This is a genomic window from Bacillus sp. MN7755 (assembly GCF_054771475.1).
Genome location: NZ_BTRL01000021.1, coordinates 83,480 through 103,076 on the forward strand (window position 1 = coordinate 83,480; position 19,597 = coordinate 103,076).

Below are 19,597 nucleotides of genomic sequence, written 5' to 3' on the forward strand. Positions count from 1 at the left end.
TTTCATATAGACACTTTTCTCATGTATAATCTTCTATTTATTACTGACCTATAAATGTAAAAATCTCATCGACAGCTTGTTTATGCCCACCAGATTTTCGAAATGACTCCTTCAAATGTAATGCAGCTTCTTTATATGATGGATTATTTAATACAAGTTCTACACTTTCACGTAGTTGTTCCACAGTTAATTCTTTCATAGACAACTTAATCCCAGCTCCTAGATTCTCTACTTGCTTTGCAATTACTGGCTGATCTGCACTTTGCGGAATTACAATTAGTGGAATCCCGTTATTTAATCCTTCATGTGTACTGTTCATCCCGCCATGTGTAATAAATAACTTTGTATATGCAAGTAGTTTAGTTTGTGGTACATAGTTTTTTACACTGAAGTTTTTAGGAATGTTACCTAAATCGCTTATTTTTCTTTTATTCCCAATAGACATCACAATTGTATGTTCACTATTTTCAAACGTCCTCATACAAAGTTTATAAAAATCAAATGCTTCATTAAAAACAGTGCCTAGAGAAATATAAATTGGGCTTTTTTCTTCAATTGAAGTAAAATCAAAGTCTTCATTTTTTACTTGTGCAGAAATAGATGGACCTACAAATTTATATGTTTCATCAAACATATCACCCAATGGTTGAAACTCTTTAATCGTATACACAATAGTGAGTGATGCTGGATTACAAAACACTTCATACGGTGAGTTTATTTCAACACTATATTTTTCTGCAATTCCTTTTGTTAAGGTTTGAAAATTATTATGTATTCTATCCTGAATTTCCCGCGGGATATTTTTAGAAAGATGATCTAACATTTGTTTAAATGATTTTTCATCCTGCGCAAAAGATGTACAGGAATTTATGGCAGGGAGATTGAGAATTTGAGCAATTATACGGCCACAGCCAAACATAGAATCATGAATCATATAATCAAAATGTTCCCCTTCAATTTGTTCAAGAACACTGGGTATAATCACATCTGCTGTATATAAAAGACCATTTATTCTTTCTCGTAAATAATTTCGGCCACCGGAAAGAAATGCTTCTATAAATTTTTGGTCATCAATCGTTCGTACAGTAGCACCTGTTTTCTCAATACGCTCCCTGAAAGCTTCTATTGAAAAATAAACGATTTCTTCCCCGCGTGAAACTAACTCTTCTACAACTTGCAATGTTGGATTAATATGTCCCTCTGATCCAGTATTAATGAATAACACACGTGCCACTTTAAACACTCCTTAATTTAAATCTTTTCTATGCTGTCATTAGGATTATAGATATTTGGTTTTATTCTTCTAAATGGACCTAGCGAGCCTAAACCCAAGGTCATCTATATAAAATGTAGGATGACTACGGCGACGACAAGTCGCACCGCAACCTCTAGCCTCTTCAGCCCAGCTACCGCCTCGAAAAATTCGGTACGATCCATATACCTTTTCATCATACAAATCATAGCACCATTCCCAAACGTTTCCTAACATATCATAAAGTCCCCATGCATTCGGCTCTTTTTTACCGACGTCATGAATTTGTCCATTTGAATTTTCATTGTACCAAGCTATCTCTTTCAGTTCTCCATATATGTATCCAGTTGTTCCTGCTTTACACACATACTGCCACTCTGCTTCTGAAGGTAACCGATAGCCATTTGAATCTAAATTACAACTAACAATTTGACCACGATTGCTAATAGAATAATATTCTTTTAATCCCGCTTTTTTTGAAAGTAAATTACAAAACATAACGGCATCATTCCATGAAATATTTACAACTGGCTTATTGCTATTTTTATAATCATTAAATGTACTATTTGTAATAGCATAATATAATTCCATCGTTACAACATACTTTGCAAGAAGAAATGGTTTTATTTGCACTTGCCATTCTTTTTTAATTCGATCATCTCTTAATTTTACTTTTCCCGCTGGAACTTTCACCATATTAGAATTAACCTGGCCAATGAATCTATTCAATCCTTTCCCCCCATGTTCATTCTTTTTATAATCTAGCTATTTATGGTATCGTACTTCTCTAAAAATTGTCTTACTTCATTTGAAGATTTTAAAATAATAACATCTTTATCTTTATTCAATTGATTAAGCCTCTTTAAAATTGAAGGTCGTTTCGTTTTAGGGTATTCCCATATCCATTTGAAAAATTGCAAATCAAATCTTTCTTTACATCCAGCCCCCATATCCGGCCTTGTTTTATTCCGATATTGTACAATCCTTTTAAAAGCACGATAAACACATATTGTTCTATGAATATCAAGAAAGATAATTGTATCAGCTGCGTTCATTCTTATGTCCATTGTCCCGCCATAATTCCCATCAATAATCCACTCATCTTCTTTAACTAATTCATTTTGAACCGTTCTTTGCTCTTCTTTCGAAACACCCTCCCAATTTGGTTTCCAAAATAGTGCATCAAGATGATGCACCTTAATATTTAATTTATTTCCTAACTGCCTTGCTAATGTAGATTTTCCTGAACCACCAGAACCGATTAATATAATTTTTTTCATAAATACCCCTTTTTACATCTTTTATTTCTTCAGTAACAAAAACTCACAAAACATTCCAATCCCAATACCAATTGTATAAGCCAATAAATCACTCCATAAAAATCCGTAACCTAACACAAGTCCACCTAAAGTCGTTGCACGAACGCTATCTATCCATTCAGCATGGTATAATTGGCTCACTTCAATCCCGCAGCAAAACATTAAACTAATAAAAGCTAATTTCCTCGTTTTTATTTTAGGAAATAAAAATCCAAATCCAGTGAAAATCATTAACGCCCATAAAGCATCACCTAAATAATCATTTAATAGAGCCGGTAGCACAAAAGCAAACTTTCTTGAACTAAGCCCTAAAATAATAACAATGATAGTAAACATTGCGTATAGTAATCTATTTCGTTTCGTATTCATTTCAAAACTCCTAATTCATCATTTAAAACTGCAAAATAGCTAGTAAAATATAATTATTTTACTAGCTATTTTTTAATGGCTTTCATAATAAGAAAATGTGGATTTGTATTTAAATAATGATATGACTTTTCGTTTACTTCTATCATCTTTTCAACAGGCCTCGGTTCTACCATTTTTTCTAACAAAAAATAATTTGTTGTTTCATTAATTATATCTTGGAGTAACCTTCTAAAAAAGCTAACTTCTATTGTAATATTTGGTTTAACCCAAGTATCTACTAATAATTGATTTTCGAAATAATTTTCACAAGGAAACTTTGTAAAGTCCATAAAAGGATGATGAATGGAGTATATAAATTCTCCGCCTGGCTTCAATACTCGGCAAAACTCCTGAAATACTTGATTCCAATTTTCTAAATAATGAAGAGTTAACGAACTTACAATTACATCAAAAGTATTATCTTCAAACGGTAATACTTCTTGCAAGTCATGACAAAGAAACGTTGCTTTATCACCCATACTTTCCTTTGCAGCTTTTATCATTTCAGAACTTACATCAATTGCTGTAACATTTGCATCTCTCTCTACAAATTGAGAAGTATACCATCCAGCTGCACACCCAGCATCTAATATACTCTTCCCTTCTAACTTTTTTGGTATCATCTCCATCATCGCTGGTCTTTCGTAATAGCTATTATATGGATTTGCCACATCTAGGTTTTCTTTATATGTACTCGCTAATTTATCATATGTACCTTTAATCGTGTCTTTCAATACATCCACCCCTTATACATATTAATCTAATAACTCTTGCTGCTTTTTCTTTGAAAATGACTGTAGAACTAAATCATACGACCAATCAATCATCTTATTAATTTGCTCCTGCTCTACAACTTTATTAATATACACTGTATTCCAATGTTTTTTATTCATATGATATCCTGGAATGATTGTATCTGGATAATCGTCTCTTATTCTTATTGAAATTTCTGGATCACATTTTAATGTAATTGCCGCTTTTTCACCTTCTTCATAGTTCAATATCGCAAATATTTTATTATCAAGCCTCATACATGTTGCATTCCAACCATCAGGAGAATCTTCTGTCGCTTTTCTTTTTGATAAACAATATGTTCTTGTTGCAATCATTCTAATTGTCACCTCTTATTCTTTCACTATTTGATTACGATGCATTACAATTTGTTTCGTCGCTTGAAACTGCTGTTCACCATAAAACTTTATAAATTTCTCTCCACAAAATAAGCTCACAATATCGATATGAGGTATCTCTTCAAGTAACATTGTAAGCATCTTCTCTCCAATACCTTTATTTCTTACACTCTCATGTACAACAACATCTTCTATGTACGCTCGAAAAACACCATCAGAAACAACTCTAGCAAATCCTATTAATTCGTTATTTTCCCATACCCCAATAGCTATACTATTCTTTAACATTTTTTGAATATCGTTTTCTTTTCTTTCTGGCCACCAACCGACAGAATCGTAAAGTTTCTTTATTTTTTCTGCGCAGATTGGTTGATCATGTTGTAATTTATACGTGTACATTTTCTTTCCCCCCATTGAATAGAATTTATATTATTATAATTACTTTTATGAATAATTAAATTTGGTATTAGCAAGTTCGCTTGCATATTTGTTAGCACTTCTCATTAAGTAACTACAATGTGATTTCAGCGAATTCCTCAAAAGAATCTAAACAGTGCAGTTTCTCTTGGTATATACTTTTCCTTCTTTCACTATATAGTTCTGGAATGCACCCTGTTATCAAACCTTCGTAAGATTAATTTATAATATAGATTCTACAATTGCAATATAAACAGTTCTTCACTACCTTTCATATCCCCTCTATTAAATTACCTTATTTAAAATTGGTGAATTTGTGAATATAAACAATTACTAATGGGATATTTATCTATTAAACTTTGAATTACTTGTAAGAAATGGTAAAGTTAATAAGGTAAAAAATACATTAAGTGAGGCGATTTTTTGAAAAAGTTTAGTTTATTACTAACAGCATTTGTCATGATTTTATCATTGTTCATTCCAAATCTTACAAGTGCCAAATCTTTCCCTGATGTCCAATCTAATCATTGGGCAATTAAAGAAATTAACTATTTATCGGATAAAGGTATCATTAAAGGTACGCCAGATGGATCTTTTAAGCCAAGCGATGATGTAACTCGTGGACAAATGGCCTTAATGCTAGATTTATCATTAAAATTAGAAAAACCATCTAGTTATAATCATATTTTTTCCGATGTAGCCAAAGGTATCTATTACTATGATTCTGTACATAAGTTAGCACATAATAACATTGTACAACGCGAAACAAACTATTTCCCTGACCGCTCATTAACTCGTGCAGAAATGGCAAAAGTTTTAGTTAAAACTTTTGATTTGAAGCCTACAGGTGCTGACGTCAATTTCCCTGATGTTCCATCTAATCACTGGGGTTACAATTATGTCAAAATTTTAGCACAAAATAATATTACCACTGGATTACCTGATGGTACATTTGGTCCAGGTGTAAAAGTAACTCGTGAACAATTCGCTGCATTTTTGGCTCGTGTATTAGAACCAAATTTCCGTCCTGCTCTTCCTAAGCCTAAAGGAGAGTTAGAAGTTCATTATATTGATGTCGGACAAGGTGATGCTACTTTTATTAAATCTCCAAGTGGAGAAACGATCCTTATTGACGGTGGAAATAACGGAAAAGGTAAAGTTGTAGCAAATTATTTAAAAGGATTAGGATTTCAAACTATCGATTATATGATTGCCACTCATCCTGATGCCGATCATGTAGGCGGATTGGATGAAGTGCTTTATGCTATAAATGTAAAAAACGTTTACGCACCTAAAGTGAGTCATACGACACAAACGTTTAAAGACTTTTTAACTGCAGTAGCTAACAAAGGGTTAACTATTAAAGAAGCGAAATCTGGAGTAACTTTACCAATCAATGGTTTAAACTCACAATTTTTAGCTCCTGTTAAAGAATACGGTAACGATCTAAATGAGTGGAGTGCTGTATTAAAAGTAACACATGGCAGCAAATCTTTCTTATTTACTGGTGATGCTGAATCTAAAAGTGAAAAAGATATGGTTGTAACGTACGGTTCCAGCCTAAAATCCGATGTATTAAAACCTGGTCACCATGGAAGTAAGACATCTTCTTCTCAAACATTTTTAGATGCAGTGAAACCAAGTATCGCTGTGATCAGTGCAGGTGCAGGTAACCGATATGGCCATCCTACACAGGAAACTTTAGCAAAGTTAAATGCAATGGCTGTTAAGGTATATAGAACCGATTTAAATGGAACTGTAACTATTAATAGTGATGGTTCTAGCATTTCTGTAAGAACGGAGAGATAATTATGAAAAGAGGTATTATTGACCGTTTTGAAGGCGAACTAGCAGTTATTGAAGTGAATAACGTAACAATTGATGTACCAAAATCCAAACTCCCTTCCACTGCAAAAGAGGGTGATGTTCTTATAATAGAGGATGATACGTATACAATTGATAAAGACGAAACAGATAAAAGAAGACGTGAAATACAAGATTTAATGAATAAGCTATTTGAATAGTAAAAAAGAGCCCTCCAAAAAACTGGACGGCTCTTTTTTTGCACAAATAGTAGCTAGTTATTTTTTTATTATTTAACTTCATACCACCAACCTTTTCGATCAAGCCAGCTTTTCATTGCGTTTAATTGCGTATCACTAGTGGGTTCAGTAACAAAATATGTTAAACCATCTGATTGTAAAATGAAGGTAGCAGTCATTTTTAAAGAAGTTAACGCTGCCATAACATCTGGAGTTTCATGTGGTGAAAAAGCACCTGATTGGATAATGTTTTGTTTTGAAACTTGCGCTTGCACATTTTCTTGTTTTGGTACTGATTCAGTAAACCAAGAAAGTGGCTTATTTCCTATTAATTGATTTAAATCACATTTACCGATACCAGGTACATTACCAGTCTCAGTGTATTGCCAAATATCACAAGGATATGCTGGTTTATTACCACCATATCGAGGAATCCATACAAAGTCACTTTTTACGTTCGCCATACCGAAAGGCACATACATATGATGTCCAACATATAAACCAACTTTCTTAGCACCTAGTCGGCGTAATTCATCGATAAAAGCTTGTGTACCGGCTCTCATGTCATCCATTGTTTTCACTTCTACATCAGCTGTCCAAACTGTAGCGCTCTTATCACCACGATCCCAAAAATCTTGTGCTTCCTTCTTCGCATCAGCAATTGAAATAAAACGGCAGAATGCATAGTTACCAAAAGGAATATTTCTTGTTTTCATTGCTTGAACATAACTTTTATATAAAGGATCTACATAATTTGAGCCATCCTGTACCCTAGCGATTACGAAATCTAGTTGGGGAGCTGCTACATCCCAGTTAATGTTACCGTTCCATTTCGAAATATCTACAATATAACCCATAACTTAACACCTCCTTTATCATTATTATATTCAGTGCTCGTCTTATTGCTCTTCTCCTTCTAAAAATTCAATAGTATTTGTTAGTGCATATAGTAAATACGACTAGTTTCTTCTACAAAGACAGTAACTCATTTCCGATAAAAAAGAAAATCTTTGTTATACGAATCTTACTATTTGTTCCCATAATTGCATCTGATTGAGTAGTAGCTATAAACAAAATAAAAAGCATCACCTTGTTAGTGATACTTTTAAAATCTATTTTCCTTGTAGAATACTATTACTATAATCTCTTCTCTAAAAAGTGTTGACTATGTCCCTTAGGATGATCTTCAACAACACCATATTCTCGGTAGCCGTGTTTTTTATAAAATTCTGGTGCTTGAAAACTAAATGAATCTAGTAATATTAATCTACAACCTTTTTCCTTCGCGATGTCTTCGATTTTATGTAATAGTTGACTGCGATAACCATCATGACGAACCAATTCGTCAACCCATAAAAAATCTATATGAAGATGATAAAAATACATCGTTCCTGTTACCCCGCCAAAGATTTTTCCATCCTCATCTTTCACTACGAAACTTACTTGTTCCATCGGCTGTTTCGCTTCATCATTTAAAATAGACATGTTATATTGAATGACTTTATTTTTTATGTATTCTCCTTCAGCGCGAGTACCATTCTCTATGTGTTTCATATATTCCTTCCTTTCAACTTAGTAAGTTACCTTTAATTTTTACTTTTCCTCTTTAAAATACTAATAAATACGAATCCACCATATGTAACAAAGCATGAAAAACCAATTATCCCGGGCACAGAAACATAGCCTATTCTTATATAACTTATAACTGCAAAAGAAGCGATAGACAGTAAAATAAATGTCCAAAATAGAAGAGCTGTTTTTCTTCGCCCTTGTTTCGATGTACTTTCTTTCTCTTTAGAAATACGTGTACCAAAAAGTAATACAATACAAATGAGGATCGCTGCAAAGTAAATTGTATCTAACGATAAAGTGTGATCGTAAATCGCGATTCCAACTTCCAAGGCGATAATTGTTACTATTAATATAATGATTGTTGATGTCTTTAAGTTTCTTTTCAATCAATAACTCCTAGCATAATTTCACTATATTCTTTGTATATGTACTTCAAAGCTACTGCAAAAACTTTATCTACCTCTTTATTTTCACGTCGATTAGGTAAGTCTTTTCCCCCAATAACATAAAGAAACGGGAATTCGTTAAATATTCCTATTATTCCAATATTTATTGTAGCTGAAGATAGTCCACCTGTCATATGAGCTAAGTGATATGAATGTATTCCTTCATATTCACCTTGCTGCCTTACCATGCCGCTAATAATTGGTTCCCATAATTCTGCTTCTGATTTATAACCTTGAAAAATATGTACTAAAAGTGAAAGAACTTCATTTAATTCTCCAATGTTTTTCTCATCTCTAGCGTCCTCTTGTATATGAATTTTTGAAAAGTACGTTTGAGCATACATTTTCACAGCATCCCATCCACCACAGTACATTACAACTGACTGTGCAACGTAACTATCATGACATGCTATCATTACTTCAACTGCTTTACTAAGTGTTAAAGTATTTCTTCCTTGTAAATGTGGATATAACTGCGCACTATCTTCATGTGGATTAAATTTAACATGATGAAGTATATCATTCCAATTACGTTTATTTTCCTTCACCATTTGCGCTACTACAAATCCAATTACTACTTTTGCTGCCGATGCTAACGGAATATTTAATTCACTATTATATGAAGCAACTATACCATTGCTTTTTGTAGAATAAATAGCTATCCCAACATGATCAGAGTGTATCTCTTTCATTTTTCGAATGACAGTTTCCATTTTCATCCCTCATTTCATATCGTTTTATCACCTTCTAATAATTCAATATAGAATTTAAAAATCCTTTTTAGCAGATTAAATCGGCTATTACAATAAGAAAAAGGCAGCATGAATTACTCCTTGCTACCTAAAAGATAAATTTTTACGAAAAACCTCTATTCTTCTAAAGGATTTTTAGGACCACTAAGCTCCAATTGATAAAAAGCTAAATCTAGCCACTTATTAAACTTATAGCCAGCCTTTTTGATTGTCCCAGCATGAGCAAATCCATATTTTTCATGTAAGGCAATACTTTTCTCATTATCTGCATCAATTCCAGCAACTAAAGTCATATATTCCCTTGCTTTTGCAATTGTAATTAATTCTTTCATTAAAGAATTTCCTATCCCACATTTTCTATATTCCTTTTTAACGTATATAGAATGTTCAACTGAATATTTATAAGCAGGCCAAGCTCTAAACGGACCAAATGTCGCAAATCCTACTACTTTATTATCTTGTTCGTATACAAAAACCGGATAGCCATCAGCCTTTTTTTGTTCATACCAATCTATTCTATTTTTAAGGGTTACAGGTTTATATGCATATACAGCTGTTGTATTTAGTATCGCATCATTATAAATATCTAAAATATATGTTACATCTGTTTCCATTGCTTCCCTTATCATTGTTTTCTTCCTTTCATATACGTTATCTTTTTAACTACCTATTCGTTACACGAACACTAGCTTTTCGGAAGCCATCATAAATGTTTAATGCAGCAGATACTATATAAATGAGAATACCTCCACCAATTAACCATGCTTTAAATTCCTCTGGAGAAATAGTAAACACATTTGCCACAAACGTAATAAATCCTTCGTTAAACAAGTGCGGATTTACTACAATTACAATGAATACTATTGTTCCAGCTATTTGAAGAAGAGCATTCCCAATTGCCAATCTTGTCGTCCATTGTCCCTGTACTAACTTATAAAGAGATATAGCTATTTCAAAAACAATTATCATCACAACGATTGGCCAATACTGAAGTAACACATCTTGATTAAACGTCGGCGCGACAAACTTCAATCCACTTCCCGTACCACTGTATACGCCAACGAGATGATTCGCATAAAAATAAAGTGTACCCCATATTGCCGTCCACATTAACCCTCCAAAAACTTCAAACTTGGAGATTGCTTTTTTCTTCGAAATATGCGAAATGTTTTTCAAATCATCTGGCGTCCACTTTTTTAAACTTGTCGTCAACGGCTCGGTATCTTTGTTTTTATCTGTTCTTTCTAAAATAGTAAATACAAGTGTTAACCAGAAAAATACATGGAGAGCCACTTCAAGTATTTCTCCTACACCTTTACCTATCAATTGTAAAACAATATTTAATACCGCTTGATCACCATTATAACTTATAAAATTTTCTGCAACCATTGCAATGAGTGCGATAACGGCTGCAATTGGAATGATCATTTTTAATAATGTCATATATACATCAAAATAACGTGGTCCAATTAAATGCATCGGTCTATCCAAGTACCCATTAGCCAACGAAACCGGACTTCCTAATTTTTCAAGAACTCTTTTTTCATCTTCTTCATTATAATCATCAGGTAACATATCCTCTATTGTTGATCGTAGTTCAAGAATAATATCTTCACGATTTTTTTCAGGTAATCTCTTCGCTACTTCCTCGACATAAATATCAATCAAGTTCATTCTTGTCCTCCTCCTTTAATAAGTTATAAAGTTCTTTCGAATCCTTTATCCATTCCTTTTTTAACTGCAAAAATATCTCTAATCCGTATTCACTTAAAACGTAATACTTACGAGGTCTACTCTCCGTTTTATCCCAACTACTCGTCACTAGCTCCTGCTTTTCTAATCGGCGAAGTAGTGGATATAAAGTACTTTGATCAATTGTAATCCCTGATTGCTCCAATAATTGGACAAGTGAATATCCATACTGCGGCGTTCTTAATTGGCTTAAAACCGCTAATGTTAATGTGCCTCTTCTTAGTTCAGTAATTAATGAATTTAATAAAGCATCCATGTATTCACCTCATTTTTATTACTATATGTCATACAGTATATGTTTTATACTATGTATCGTACAGTATAATTGTGACAAAAACAACAATTTTTTACCAAAAAACGGATAATAAAAAGCACAAACTATATGATTTGTGCTTTTCTCACTAACTTATATATAACATTCTTATCTTTGTACCTCTGGTAATATAAATTCCCATTTTTCTTTAGAAAATGGAACAACATCAATAATTGCATCAATATTAATTGCTCCGTAAACATGCGGATACTCTTGGCCGTTAGAAGCAAGTTCATATTTTATTTCTGCTTTCACTAAGGATCGATCAATTGTCAGTAATAAAACATCTTCTTCATGCATGAAATGTTTTTGTGCAACGTTTAAAGCTTGTTCTAAATATGAACAATGGATAAATCCCTCTTCAATTAGTGATTTTTCATTAATTTCTCCAGTTGTTTTTGCGATTTCCCAATTTCTTTTTGTTATTAATTTTGTAATCATTATCATTTCCCCTATATATTTATAAAATAAGAAGCTTTCCTATTCATTACTAGAAAAGCCTCTTGAATTTTTATTTCTTAATTAAAGGAGATGCTTCCCCACTATGGAAAATCCATAAATCATGAAGCGATCTTGTACATCCGACATACAATAACTTCGCATCATGTTTCGTATTTTTATAATGTTCTTCATCAACATCAATGAGTAGAACAGCATCAAATTCTAACCCTTTGGCTAAGTATACAGGTACTACCGAAATGCCACCTTTATATTTACTTTGATCTGCTTCAATAACGTTTACAGACAATCCTTCATTTGTTAATTTCTCATACATATCGCGGCATTCATCGTCTGTTCTTCCGATTACCGCAATTGTTTTCACATCTGCATTTTGAAGCTGTTTTAATGTCTTCACAATTTCAGTAAACTGATCTTCAGTATGAATTACTTTTACTTCTTCTCCACTACGGAAAACTGGCGTTGCAAGCCCTACAGGAATCTCTGCATTTTTAATTATTTCGTTCGCAAATTCTATAATTTCTTTTGTAGAGCGATAACTTCTCGTCAGTTCATAATAACCTGTTTCTTGGAAGACTTCCTTAAAAGCACTCCAATCTTCAATCCCTTGATAATCATAAATCGCTTGAGATAAATCACCTAATATAGTAAAAGAATTACCTAGTGTAATTTCTTTCAATACATAAACTTGGAATGGCGAGAAATCTTGCGCTTCATCGATAACGACGTGATGAAACTTTTGTCCAATTTCAATACCTGTGATGCGGTGATGTATGTATATTAAAGCGGGTAAATCTTCTACATACACTTCTTTTTTACGACAATTCTTTTCTGTTTCTCTAACAAGTTCTTCAGGTAATACTTCGAGTATTTCTTTACTTTTCAATATTGAACTATATATTGAAAGTGGGCTCATTTTCGGCCAAAACTTCATATAACTGTTCAATCTCTTTGTCGCTTCTTTTTTTAATAATTTCTTCTCGTTAGTTTCTCCATACTTTTTCAGTTCAATTTCAATCCAGCGTTTCATTCGGCCGAGTAAACGTTCTCTTCTTTTCTTTAATGGATAATGTTTATATTCCACTTGCATCCACTTTTTAATATCTTCCACTGGAATAACAGCTTTATCCCATGCCTCAAAATCACTTGTTGGCACTAGTTCTTTTTCAAATTCAACCATTCGCTCTTCAATAAAGGACTTAAATTTCAGTGTACCTTTCAATTTACCAAGCATAACCTTTCTTTCATCACGATTAATAGAAAAGGCTTCTTTTAATTTTTCATCTGTCTGCTTTAGTTTCACCGAATCATCTAACGTATGTAATGCCCAATTTGAAAACGTTGTTTGACTAATATTCCCTACACCTAATTCAGGAAGTACGCTCGAAATATAGTCTAAAAATAAACTATTCGGAGCGAATACAATCATTCTTTCAGCTTCTAACTGTTCACGATATTCATAAATTAAAAAAGCAAGGCGATGTAAAGCGATCGTTGTTTTTCCGCTCCCTGCAACCCCTTGAATTAGTAATGGTAAGTTTCTTTCCGCACGAATAATATCATTTTGCTCCGATTGTATCGTCGAAACAATATCCTTTAGTTTATTATCTTTATTTTCACCTAGTCGATATAGAAGAAAATCATCAGCATGCGATACATCTTCATTTCCTTTCACATATGTATCAACAACACGTTCTAGTTCTCTTTTTCGAATGGATATGTTTCGCTTTAAATAAACATCACCCTCTACTAATCCGTCTGGTGATTGATAAAATGCTAATTCTTCACCGCCGGTAAATGAATAAAACATACTTGCGACAGGCGCTCTCCAATCAATAATGATTGGTTTCATCGTGTCTATATCCGAAACACCTACTTTACCGATATAAATCGGCATAACGTCTTCCTTGCCATCCTCCTGAAAATCTAATCTTCCAAAGTACGGCTCTTGTACACCAATACGTAAGTTTTGTCTATTAGACTCCCTCATACTTTCAAGAATTTGTTCTTTAAAATCATCGCCATAATAAACTGGAATTTTTTCAAGCTGATCCAATTGTTCATCCATCGTACTTAATGTATCTTTCATTTTTTGTAATTCTTCGTTAAAAATGTTGTTCATTTGATGATTCCCTCCTGTCCGTTCTAATTTTTCAGTCGAAACATAATTGTATTAAAAATCCATTTATAAAGTCAACAATTTTAATTTAAGTTTTCCGAAAAAACTTATTTTTCACCTTTCTAATATCGAAATTCAAATGATATTTTTACATTATAAGAATATATAACATCTAAATCATACAACTACACATATAATAAAGTGATTTATACAATAGCTGCTATTATCTATTGATTAAAAGAACTTTATACTATCTAACTAAGTTCCCCTTACACACTCTCCAATTTCTTATCTAGTTGTCTATTAAGACGTCGTTGCTACTGTATTATTTCTTCGAATTGGGATCATACTAAGATCCATAAGAATAAAAAAAGAACGACAATTAAATATTCACACTATACAAGCAAAAAAGAGTAAGGAATTTAATCCTTACTCTTTTTTACTTTTATACGATATGATAAACATTCATTTAAAGACGCTTGCTCTTTATATTTTCTCTCTTCGAAGTCATATGCTCCCCCGGGGAAAATCCCAACTATACTGAAATGAGCCTCTGCACATAAATTACTAATCTCATCTATAGTATAGCAACGTAAAGATTGTGTCACGATATCATTTGAAGAATCTATTTCCCACCAGTGGTCCAGCATCCTAGCATTTTCACTATCATATTCATATTTTCGCATTGCAGAATAAATCGGCATTTCTTGTCCATTTGCTTTTTCCCAATATAATGGTTGATAAATATCAATAAGTGCACACCCATCATCTTTCAACCAATTATGGATTCGTTTTAATAAAACCAATTGTTCTTCATCTGTTCCTACACCAAATCCGTCTAAATAACTAACAACATCAAACTTTTCTTCAAAGTTAATTTTATAAAAGTCAGCACAATGAATCACAATGTCGTTAGTAGAATGTTCTTTAGCAAACATAGCTAACTCTGGTACAAGCTCAACCGTAGTCATTTTTACATCCAAATTAGACATCGCTCTTGCAAACCCGCCATTTCCAGCACCTAGTTCTAACATCGTCTGAAATGGATATCCCACTTGCTCTTGAATTTCTTCAGCAACTTCCTGTAACCAATTTTCATTATTTATATCATGGCTTAGTAATTCAAATTGTTTTTTATAAAATTCTTTTACATTTAATTCGTTCATTATTATTCTCCTCCTGTACGTTATTTTTCTACTACAGTTGAGAAACTAAATTTCTGACACCCATGAAAAATCCTCCTTTTTATTTCCCTATATTTACAATTTATCAAAATAATAAGAATTTTAAAAGTGTAAATATAAAAAATAGATAATGGATTATTCCACTATCTACTCTTTAGTTACTCTTATTTTTCTTTTTGATACTCCACCCAATCTCCAGAATCAATCACTTTCAATATCATCTTTTTATCTTGAGCGATATACACATATGCCTCTATTTCCCTATCAGCAGCATATACTGTTTGCGTGATTCGATCATATAAATCAGTCTCCGCATTACCTGTATACTCTTCTAGTTCATCTAACTTACGCAATATCTCATCATTTACTTCATAAACTTCACCATACACCTTTTCTTCATTCGAATAAGTCATGGCTGGATACCCTTCGTTTGTATCAAATAATTCCCCATACGTCCATGCTTCGTCTGCAATGCATGTTGCACCTTGCATATAATGAGCATTCGTTTGCTCTTTTCTTAACGTGCCATACACAAAAACGTGATGCATAAAACCCCTATCCCCTTTACATGTCACTACTTTCTAATTTGTAAATAAGCACGAATCATAAAGTAACTCACTTCATTCGGAAGTTGTTCCTTAATCGATTTCAGACCACCATCAGCATTTTGCACTGCAGTTTCAATCAGCTGTTCATATTCTGCAGGAACAAAACTGTTCCAGTCTACTTCCATTCCATCTTCAAAACAGCGAATTAAATGATTTTCAATTGTTTGTCTTGATAAGTTACGTTCTTTTGCAATCTCATTTAAATCAATGCCTTGTTTATACATTTCATACGTCTCTAAATGAGAATTTGCTGAAGCTTTCCCTGGCTTTTTCCGCTCTGTCACCACTTCTGTCTTAACTGTTTCAGCATAGTTTGGGTTTTCCTCAATAAAGTGCTGTACTGCTTGCAAGAAATGAGAACCGTACTTCACAAGTTTGTGTTCACCAATCCCTTTTACAGTTAAAAGTTCAGAGTCACTTTGCGGCATTTTTGCACACATATCTTTTAACGTTTGATCAGAGAAAATAACGAATGGAGGTACACCTTCTCCTTGTGCAATTTCTTTACGTACTTCACGAAGTACTTCAAATAAAGGATGGTCTTGAACAATTTGTCTTGTCTCTACACGTTCTTTGCGTAAAACATTCTCTTTACCAAGTAACACTTCTTTCCCTTTTCCTGTTACTTTTAATGTTGGATACGTACCATGTTCAACTGCAATTAACTCGTCTGAAATAAGAAACTCAATAAACTCACTGACTTCTTTTACACTACGATTTGATAGTAATCCGTACGTTGGTAAAGTATGAAAATTAAATTCAATGACTTTCTTATTTTTAGATCCCGTTAGTACTTGTGCAATCATTTGTTTTCCGAATCTTTGGTTCGTCCTAATCATACAAGATAGAACCATTTGTGATTCTCTCGTCACATCAATACTTTCACGTTCGTCTGTACAATTACCGCAACGGCCACAATCTTCTTTCGGTTCTTCTCCAAAGTATTGCAAAATAAATGATTGTAAACATTGTTCTGTATGACAGTAATCAGTCATATTTTGCAATTTTTCAAGTTCGTTTGAAAAACGAGATTCTCCGGTCGATTGATCAATTAAAAAGCGCTGTACTTGCACATCTTGAGAAGAATACAGCAATATACATGCACTATCTAATCCGTCACGGCCAGCACGTCCTGCTTCTTGATAATAACTTTCCATATTTTTTGGCAGTTGATAATGAATAACGTAACGAATATTCGATTTATCAATACCCATCCCGAATGCAGATGTCGCTACCATTACACTTACTTCATCACGTAAAAAGAGTTCTTGCTGCTCATTTCGATCGTTATCACTCATACCCGCATGATATTTTGATACAGAAACTCCCGCTTTCATTAAATCCTCATACAACTGATCAACTACTTTTCTAGTAGCTGCATATATAATCCCAGATTCCTTTTGATTTTGACGAATATAATCCGCTAAATATGCATTACGATCTTGTCCTTTAATAACAGAAAATGATAAGTTCTCGCGCTCAAACGTTGTCATAATCGTGTTTTCTTGATTAATTCCAAGCGTATTGCAAATATCATCACGAACTTGTGGTGTTGCCGTAGCAGTTAATGCTAATACGAGCGGCTTTTCTGGAAGATAATCTAATATGCGATGTATATGTAAATAACTCGGACGGAAATCATGTCCCCACTGCGAAATACAGTGCGCCTCATCAATTGCAATCATCGGGATTTTCATATCGATAAGTTGATCAACAAACTCCATTGAATCAAGACGCTCAGGCGCCACATAAAGTAACTTATAATGTCCTTGTTTCGCTAATTGAATTCGTTGATTCGCTTCTGTAATAGAAATAGAACTATTAATATAAGTAGCCGAAATACCATTTTGTACTAATGTATCTACTTGGTCTTTCATAAGTGATATTAAAGGCGATATAACTAACGTTGTTCCTTCAAATACTAATGCGGGAATTTGATAACAAATTGACTTACCACCACCTGTAGGCATAATACAGACTGTATCTTTCCCATCTAATACATTTTTAATTGTTTCATCTTGTCCTCTTCGGAATGAAGAATAACCGAAATAAGACGCTAAAAGTTCTTGTGCTTTTGTAAACAAAAAAGAGTCACCTGCTTTTCTTTATCTTTCATCTACTCCTATTATATCATCTCTTATGCGTCATGAAAGTGATGAATGCATAACTAACAGCCTGCTTTTTCATTATTTTATGCTTCTTTACGTTTTAGAGATTGATTAGCAACTATAACGAATTTCAAAATAAATACACATTTTATTAATTCTCCTTGAATACTACTAATCTTATACATATGAATTCAGGAGGTTACTATATGAAGCACCGTAATATTAGTTCCATCAAACAGAAAACAGTACCGAACCAACTCCAATTCTCAAATAATGATGCATGGAAATATGAATCATATTATAAGTACCAACCATTATTTTCTTATAGAAAGCTTTTTCATTTTCTTTCTCAACTTTTTAAACATTAATACACGTGCGAAATATATCATTCATAATAAATTTCTCAATATGAACCTTATAGACATACTACAATACAGTTGTTAACATATGAGATATTCTGTTGGATAAACCCCTTAAGTTGACCTGCTTATTTGTGCAGGTCTTTTTTGATTTTTATATATTTCAGTACACTTTTAGATGTGATTGTAAATCTTTTCTCCATTTTATAACCATACTCCACTCACAACAAATGATGATAATAACAGGAAGTAAAATATAAGTTCTTAACATCTAATAAAGTAAATCTTTTTTTCTCAATACACAAAACGAATTTCACTTGTTACTATAAAGGTACTCCAGATGAGTTTTTGCTCATCGACATTATCTAGTTAAAGGGACCTGCCGCGGGAAGCAGGTCCCTTTGACTTTATTAAAGACTGACTTTCATTTGGACACATTTACCAGGTTTTTTTAATAGAATTTTATGATAATATTACGTAGTCGAGTCCGACATCTCGGCAATACCCTTTTGAGGCTCTGCAACTTCCCTTGCAGAGCCTCTTTTACTTTAAATTCAATTTATTTATATATACCACAATAAAATTCTTCATCTTTTTCCATATCATTTTTTGAAATTAATCTAGGACACGTAACTAAAAATAAATTTTCATCATACTTTGAGTTATACATGTTCAAAGGAGTGTTACTATTTATGTATTCATATTGGCAATCATATTACTCCCCCTATCATAATCCTTATGTAAACTTTGATGTATCTGTACGTAACTACCGAATTAGTAAAAACGAGAATTTTTTAAAAGGTTACATGCGTTCTTTATGGGAACAACACGTTGCTTGGACGAGATTAGCTATTATAAGTATTGTTTTCAATTTACCTGACGTAAACGTTACTGTTGGACGGCTTCTTCAAAATGCAACACATATGGGACTATCTCTTGAACCATTCTATGGTGAAGATGCAGTGAAAAAATATAGTGCATTAATTAAAGATCACTTAGTAATTGCAGCAGATCTTGTTAAAGCCGCAAAAGCTGGTGACCAAAATGCAGCTGCCGCTATAGAAAAAAAATGGTACGCTAACGGTGATGAAATTGTTGCGTTTCTAACAAGCATCAACCCATATATAGAAAAGGAAGAATTCAGAAAAATGTTTTATGAACATTTAGCACTTACGAAAGCAGAAGCACTTGCCTTTCTAAATAAAGATTATGAAGCAGGAGTAAAATTGTACGATAAAATTGAAAAAGAAGCATTAGAAATGGCTGACATGATAACAAATGCAATCGTAAAACAATTTCCGCAAGTGTTTCAATAACAATAAGCCGATTTGAAAAAACAAATCGGCTTATTAAACTT

General features: G+C 33.0%; 24 protein-coding genes. 4 read left to right on the top strand and 20 right to left on the bottom strand.

The window, feature by feature from the left end; genetic code table 11:
- Nucleotides 1-40: 40 nt before the first annotated feature.
- From ACYVEC_RS22995 to ACYVEC_RS23025, 7 genes are all read right to left on the bottom strand, one after another.
- A complete protein-coding gene (locus ACYVEC_RS22995) occupies nucleotides 41-1,234 on the bottom strand; it encodes a macrolide family glycosyltransferase (protein WP_063221442.1) in 1,194 nt (397 codons plus the stop codon).
- A gap of 69 nt (nucleotides 1,235-1,303) precedes the next feature.
- Nucleotides 1,304-1,948 (bottom strand): formylglycine-generating enzyme family protein, encoded by a 645-nt coding sequence (locus ACYVEC_RS23000; RefSeq protein WP_063221554.1) that lies wholly within the window; start codon nucleotides 1,946-1,948, stop codon nucleotides 1,304-1,306.
- 65 nt (nucleotides 1,949-2,013) lie between these two features.
- Nucleotides 2,014-2,532, bottom strand: coding sequence for a DNA topology modulation protein (locus ACYVEC_RS23005; protein WP_098556396.1), 519 nt, complete (start codon nucleotides 2,530-2,532; stop codon nucleotides 2,014-2,016).
- Between the two features lie 21 nt (nucleotides 2,533-2,553).
- On the bottom strand, nucleotides 2,554-2,940 hold the full coding sequence (locus tag ACYVEC_RS23010; RefSeq protein WP_063221444.1) for a ribosomal maturation YjgA family protein: 387 nt from the start codon (nucleotides 2,938-2,940) through the stop codon (nucleotides 2,554-2,556).
- Nucleotides 2,941-3,005: 65 nt separating this feature from the next.
- Entirely contained in the window at nucleotides 3,006-3,713 is a 708-nt protein-coding gene (locus ACYVEC_RS23015) for a class I SAM-dependent methyltransferase (RefSeq protein ID WP_460508479.1), read from the bottom strand.
- Between the two features lie 21 nt (nucleotides 3,714-3,734).
- Entirely contained in the window at nucleotides 3,735-4,088 is a 354-nt protein-coding gene (locus tag ACYVEC_RS23020; protein ID WP_063221446.1) for an MmcQ/YjbR family DNA-binding protein, read from the bottom strand.
- A gap of 15 nt (nucleotides 4,089-4,103) precedes the next feature.
- A complete protein-coding gene (locus ACYVEC_RS23025) occupies nucleotides 4,104-4,508 on the bottom strand; it encodes a GNAT family N-acetyltransferase (protein ID WP_063221447.1) in 405 nt (134 codons plus the stop codon).
- A gap of 441 nt (nucleotides 4,509-4,949) precedes the next feature.
- Between ACYVEC_RS23025 and ACYVEC_RS23030 the strand changes: the two genes are divergently transcribed.
- Both ACYVEC_RS23030 and ACYVEC_RS23035 read left to right on the top strand, forming a co-directional pair.
- A complete protein-coding gene (locus ACYVEC_RS23030; RefSeq protein WP_063221448.1) occupies nucleotides 4,950-6,335 on the top strand; it encodes an S-layer homology domain-containing protein in 1,386 nt (461 codons plus the stop codon).
- Nucleotides 6,336-6,337: 2 nt separating this feature from the next.
- Complete coding sequence (locus ACYVEC_RS23035) at nucleotides 6,338-6,550, top strand: DUF3006 domain-containing protein (protein ID WP_000820164.1); 213 nt, start codon at nucleotides 6,338-6,340, stop codon at nucleotides 6,548-6,550.
- Nucleotides 6,551-6,618: 68 nt separating this feature from the next.
- On the opposite strand, the gene ACYVEC_RS23040 is transcribed toward ACYVEC_RS23035, so the two are convergent.
- From ACYVEC_RS23040 to recQ, 13 genes are all read right to left on the bottom strand, one after another.
- Nucleotides 6,619-7,425: an N-acetylmuramoyl-L-alanine amidase C-terminal domain-containing protein gene (locus tag ACYVEC_RS23040; protein ID WP_098556390.1), complete on the bottom strand. Its 807-nt coding sequence runs from the start codon at nucleotides 7,423-7,425 to the stop codon at nucleotides 6,619-6,621.
- A gap of 112 nt (nucleotides 7,426-7,537) precedes the next feature.
- Nucleotides 7,538-7,684 (bottom strand): phage holin family protein, encoded by a 147-nt coding sequence (locus ACYVEC_RS23045; protein ID WP_257148946.1) that lies wholly within the window; start codon nucleotides 7,682-7,684, stop codon nucleotides 7,538-7,540.
- A 21-nt stretch (nucleotides 7,685-7,705) separates the two neighbouring features.
- The gene (locus ACYVEC_RS23050) at nucleotides 7,706-8,122 is read right to left on the bottom strand and encodes a GNAT family N-acetyltransferase (protein WP_460508485.1); all 417 of its coding nucleotides are present in this window, start codon (nucleotides 8,120-8,122) and stop codon (nucleotides 7,706-7,708) included.
- Between the two features lie 32 nt (nucleotides 8,123-8,154).
- Nucleotides 8,155-8,526 carry a hypothetical protein gene (locus ACYVEC_RS23055; RefSeq protein ID WP_063221451.1) on the bottom strand — a complete coding sequence of 124 codons (372 nt, stop codon included), beginning with the start codon at nucleotides 8,524-8,526 and terminating at the stop codon, nucleotides 8,155-8,157.
- A complete protein-coding gene (locus ACYVEC_RS23060; protein WP_063221452.1) occupies nucleotides 8,523-9,299 on the bottom strand; it encodes a serine hydrolase in 777 nt (258 codons plus the stop codon). The genes ACYVEC_RS23055 and ACYVEC_RS23060 overlap by 4 nt, the downstream gene beginning before the upstream one ends.
- A 155-nt stretch (nucleotides 9,300-9,454) precedes the next feature.
- The gene (locus tag ACYVEC_RS23065; RefSeq protein ID WP_098556388.1) at nucleotides 9,455-9,967 is read right to left on the bottom strand and encodes a GNAT family N-acetyltransferase; all 513 of its coding nucleotides are present in this window, start codon (nucleotides 9,965-9,967) and stop codon (nucleotides 9,455-9,457) included.
- Between the two features lie 34 nt (nucleotides 9,968-10,001).
- Nucleotides 10,002-11,012 (bottom strand): HAAS signaling domain-containing protein, encoded by a 1,011-nt coding sequence (locus ACYVEC_RS23070; protein ID WP_098556386.1) that lies wholly within the window; start codon nucleotides 11,010-11,012, stop codon nucleotides 10,002-10,004.
- Nucleotides 10,999-11,346, bottom strand: a complete 348-nt coding sequence (locus ACYVEC_RS23075; RefSeq protein ID WP_060486712.1) for a PadR family transcriptional regulator — start codon at nucleotides 11,344-11,346, stop codon at nucleotides 10,999-11,001. Before ACYVEC_RS23075 ends, ACYVEC_RS23070 begins: the two co-directional genes overlap by 14 nt.
- 165 nt (nucleotides 11,347-11,511) lie before the next feature.
- Complete coding sequence (locus tag ACYVEC_RS23080; protein ID WP_063221455.1) at nucleotides 11,512-11,844, bottom strand: DUF952 domain-containing protein; 333 nt, start codon at nucleotides 11,842-11,844, stop codon at nucleotides 11,512-11,514.
- Nucleotides 11,845-11,914: 70 nt separating this feature from the next.
- Entirely contained in the window at nucleotides 11,915-13,984 is a 2,070-nt protein-coding gene (locus ACYVEC_RS23085) for a HelD family protein (protein WP_063221456.1), read from the bottom strand.
- A gap of 419 nt (nucleotides 13,985-14,403) precedes the next feature.
- Nucleotides 14,404-15,147 carry an SAM-dependent methyltransferase gene (locus tag ACYVEC_RS23090; RefSeq protein WP_063221457.1) on the bottom strand — a complete coding sequence of 248 codons (744 nt, stop codon included), beginning with the start codon at nucleotides 15,145-15,147 and terminating at the stop codon, nucleotides 14,404-14,406.
- 182 nt (nucleotides 15,148-15,329) lie between these two features.
- The gene (locus ACYVEC_RS23095) at nucleotides 15,330-15,713 is read right to left on the bottom strand and encodes a gamma-glutamylcyclotransferase family protein (protein ID WP_063221458.1); all 384 of its coding nucleotides are present in this window, start codon (nucleotides 15,711-15,713) and stop codon (nucleotides 15,330-15,332) included.
- A gap of 26 nt (nucleotides 15,714-15,739) precedes the next feature.
- A complete protein-coding gene (recQ, locus tag ACYVEC_RS23100) occupies nucleotides 15,740-17,857 on the bottom strand; it encodes a DNA helicase RecQ (RefSeq protein ID WP_063221459.1) in 2,118 nt (705 codons plus the stop codon).
- Between the two features lie 230 nt (nucleotides 17,858-18,087).
- Between recQ and ACYVEC_RS23105 the strand changes: the two genes are divergently transcribed.
- Both ACYVEC_RS23105 and ACYVEC_RS23110 read left to right on the top strand, forming a co-directional pair.
- The gene (locus ACYVEC_RS23105) at nucleotides 18,088-18,249 is read left to right on the top strand and encodes a hypothetical protein (protein WP_180230807.1); all 162 of its coding nucleotides are present in this window, start codon (nucleotides 18,088-18,090) and stop codon (nucleotides 18,247-18,249) included.
- 683 nt (nucleotides 18,250-18,932) lie between these two features.
- Complete coding sequence (locus tag ACYVEC_RS23110) at nucleotides 18,933-19,556, top strand: hypothetical protein (protein WP_063221460.1); 624 nt, start codon at nucleotides 18,933-18,935, stop codon at nucleotides 19,554-19,556.
- Nucleotides 19,557-19,597 lie beyond the last annotated feature (41 nt).

What these genes read in the sequence shown, in the direction of transcription:
- ACYVEC_RS23000 (WP_063221554.1), bottom strand. Translation starts at nt 1,948, where the DNA reads ATGGTGAAAGTTCCAGCGGGAAAAGTAAAATTAAGAGATGATCGAATT.
- ACYVEC_RS23005 (WP_098556396.1), bottom strand. Translation starts at nt 2,532, where the DNA reads ATGAAAAAAATTATATTAATCGGTTCTGGTGGTTCAGGAAAATCTACA.
- ACYVEC_RS23010 (WP_063221444.1), bottom strand. Translation starts at nt 2,940, where the DNA reads ATGAATACGAAACGAAATAGATTACTATACGCAATGTTTACTATCATT.
- ACYVEC_RS23020 (WP_063221446.1), bottom strand. Translation starts at nt 4,088, where the DNA reads ATGATTGCAACAAGAACATATTGTTTATCAAAAAGAAAAGCGACAGAA.
- ACYVEC_RS23025 (WP_063221447.1), bottom strand. Translation starts at nt 4,508, where the DNA reads ATGTACACGTATAAATTACAACATGATCAACCAATCTGCGCAGAAAAA.
- ACYVEC_RS23035 (WP_000820164.1), top strand. Translation starts at nt 6,338, where the DNA reads ATGAAAAGAGGTATTATTGACCGTTTTGAAGGCGAACTAGCAGTTATT.
- ACYVEC_RS23040 (WP_098556390.1), bottom strand. Translation starts at nt 7,425, where the DNA reads ATGGGTTATATTGTAGATATTTCGAAATGGAACGGTAACATTAACTGG.
- ACYVEC_RS23050 (WP_460508485.1), bottom strand. Translation starts at nt 8,122, where the DNA reads ATGAAACACATAGAGAATGGTACTCGCGCTGAAGGAGAATACATAAAA.
- ACYVEC_RS23060 (WP_063221452.1), bottom strand. Translation starts at nt 9,299, where the DNA reads ATGGAAACTGTCATTCGAAAAATGAAAGAGATACACTCTGATCATGTT.
- ACYVEC_RS23065 (WP_098556388.1), bottom strand. Translation starts at nt 9,967, where the DNA reads ATGATAAGGGAAGCAATGGAAACAGATGTAACATATATTTTAGATATT.
- ACYVEC_RS23070 (WP_098556386.1), bottom strand. Translation starts at nt 11,012, where the DNA reads ATGAACTTGATTGATATTTATGTCGAGGAAGTAGCGAAGAGATTACCT.
- ACYVEC_RS23075 (WP_060486712.1), bottom strand. Translation starts at nt 11,346, where the DNA reads ATGGATGCTTTATTAAATTCATTAATTACTGAACTAAGAAGAGGCACA.
- ACYVEC_RS23080 (WP_063221455.1), bottom strand. Translation starts at nt 11,844, where the DNA reads ATGATTACAAAATTAATAACAAAAAGAAATTGGGAAATCGCAAAAACA.
- ACYVEC_RS23085 (WP_063221456.1), bottom strand. Translation starts at nt 13,984, where the DNA reads ATGAACAACATTTTTAACGAAGAATTACAAAAAATGAAAGATACATTA.
- ACYVEC_RS23090 (WP_063221457.1), bottom strand. Translation starts at nt 15,147, where the DNA reads ATGAACGAATTAAATGTAAAAGAATTTTATAAAAAACAATTTGAATTA.
- ACYVEC_RS23095 (WP_063221458.1), bottom strand. Translation starts at nt 15,713, where the DNA reads ATGCATCACGTTTTTGTGTATGGCACGTTAAGAAAAGAGCAAACGAAT.
- ACYVEC_RS23105 (WP_180230807.1), top strand. Translation starts at nt 18,088, where the DNA reads ATGAAGCACCGTAATATTAGTTCCATCAAACAGAAAACAGTACCGAAC.
- ACYVEC_RS23110 (WP_063221460.1), top strand. Translation starts at nt 18,933, where the DNA reads ATGTATTCATATTGGCAATCATATTACTCCCCCTATCATAATCCTTAT.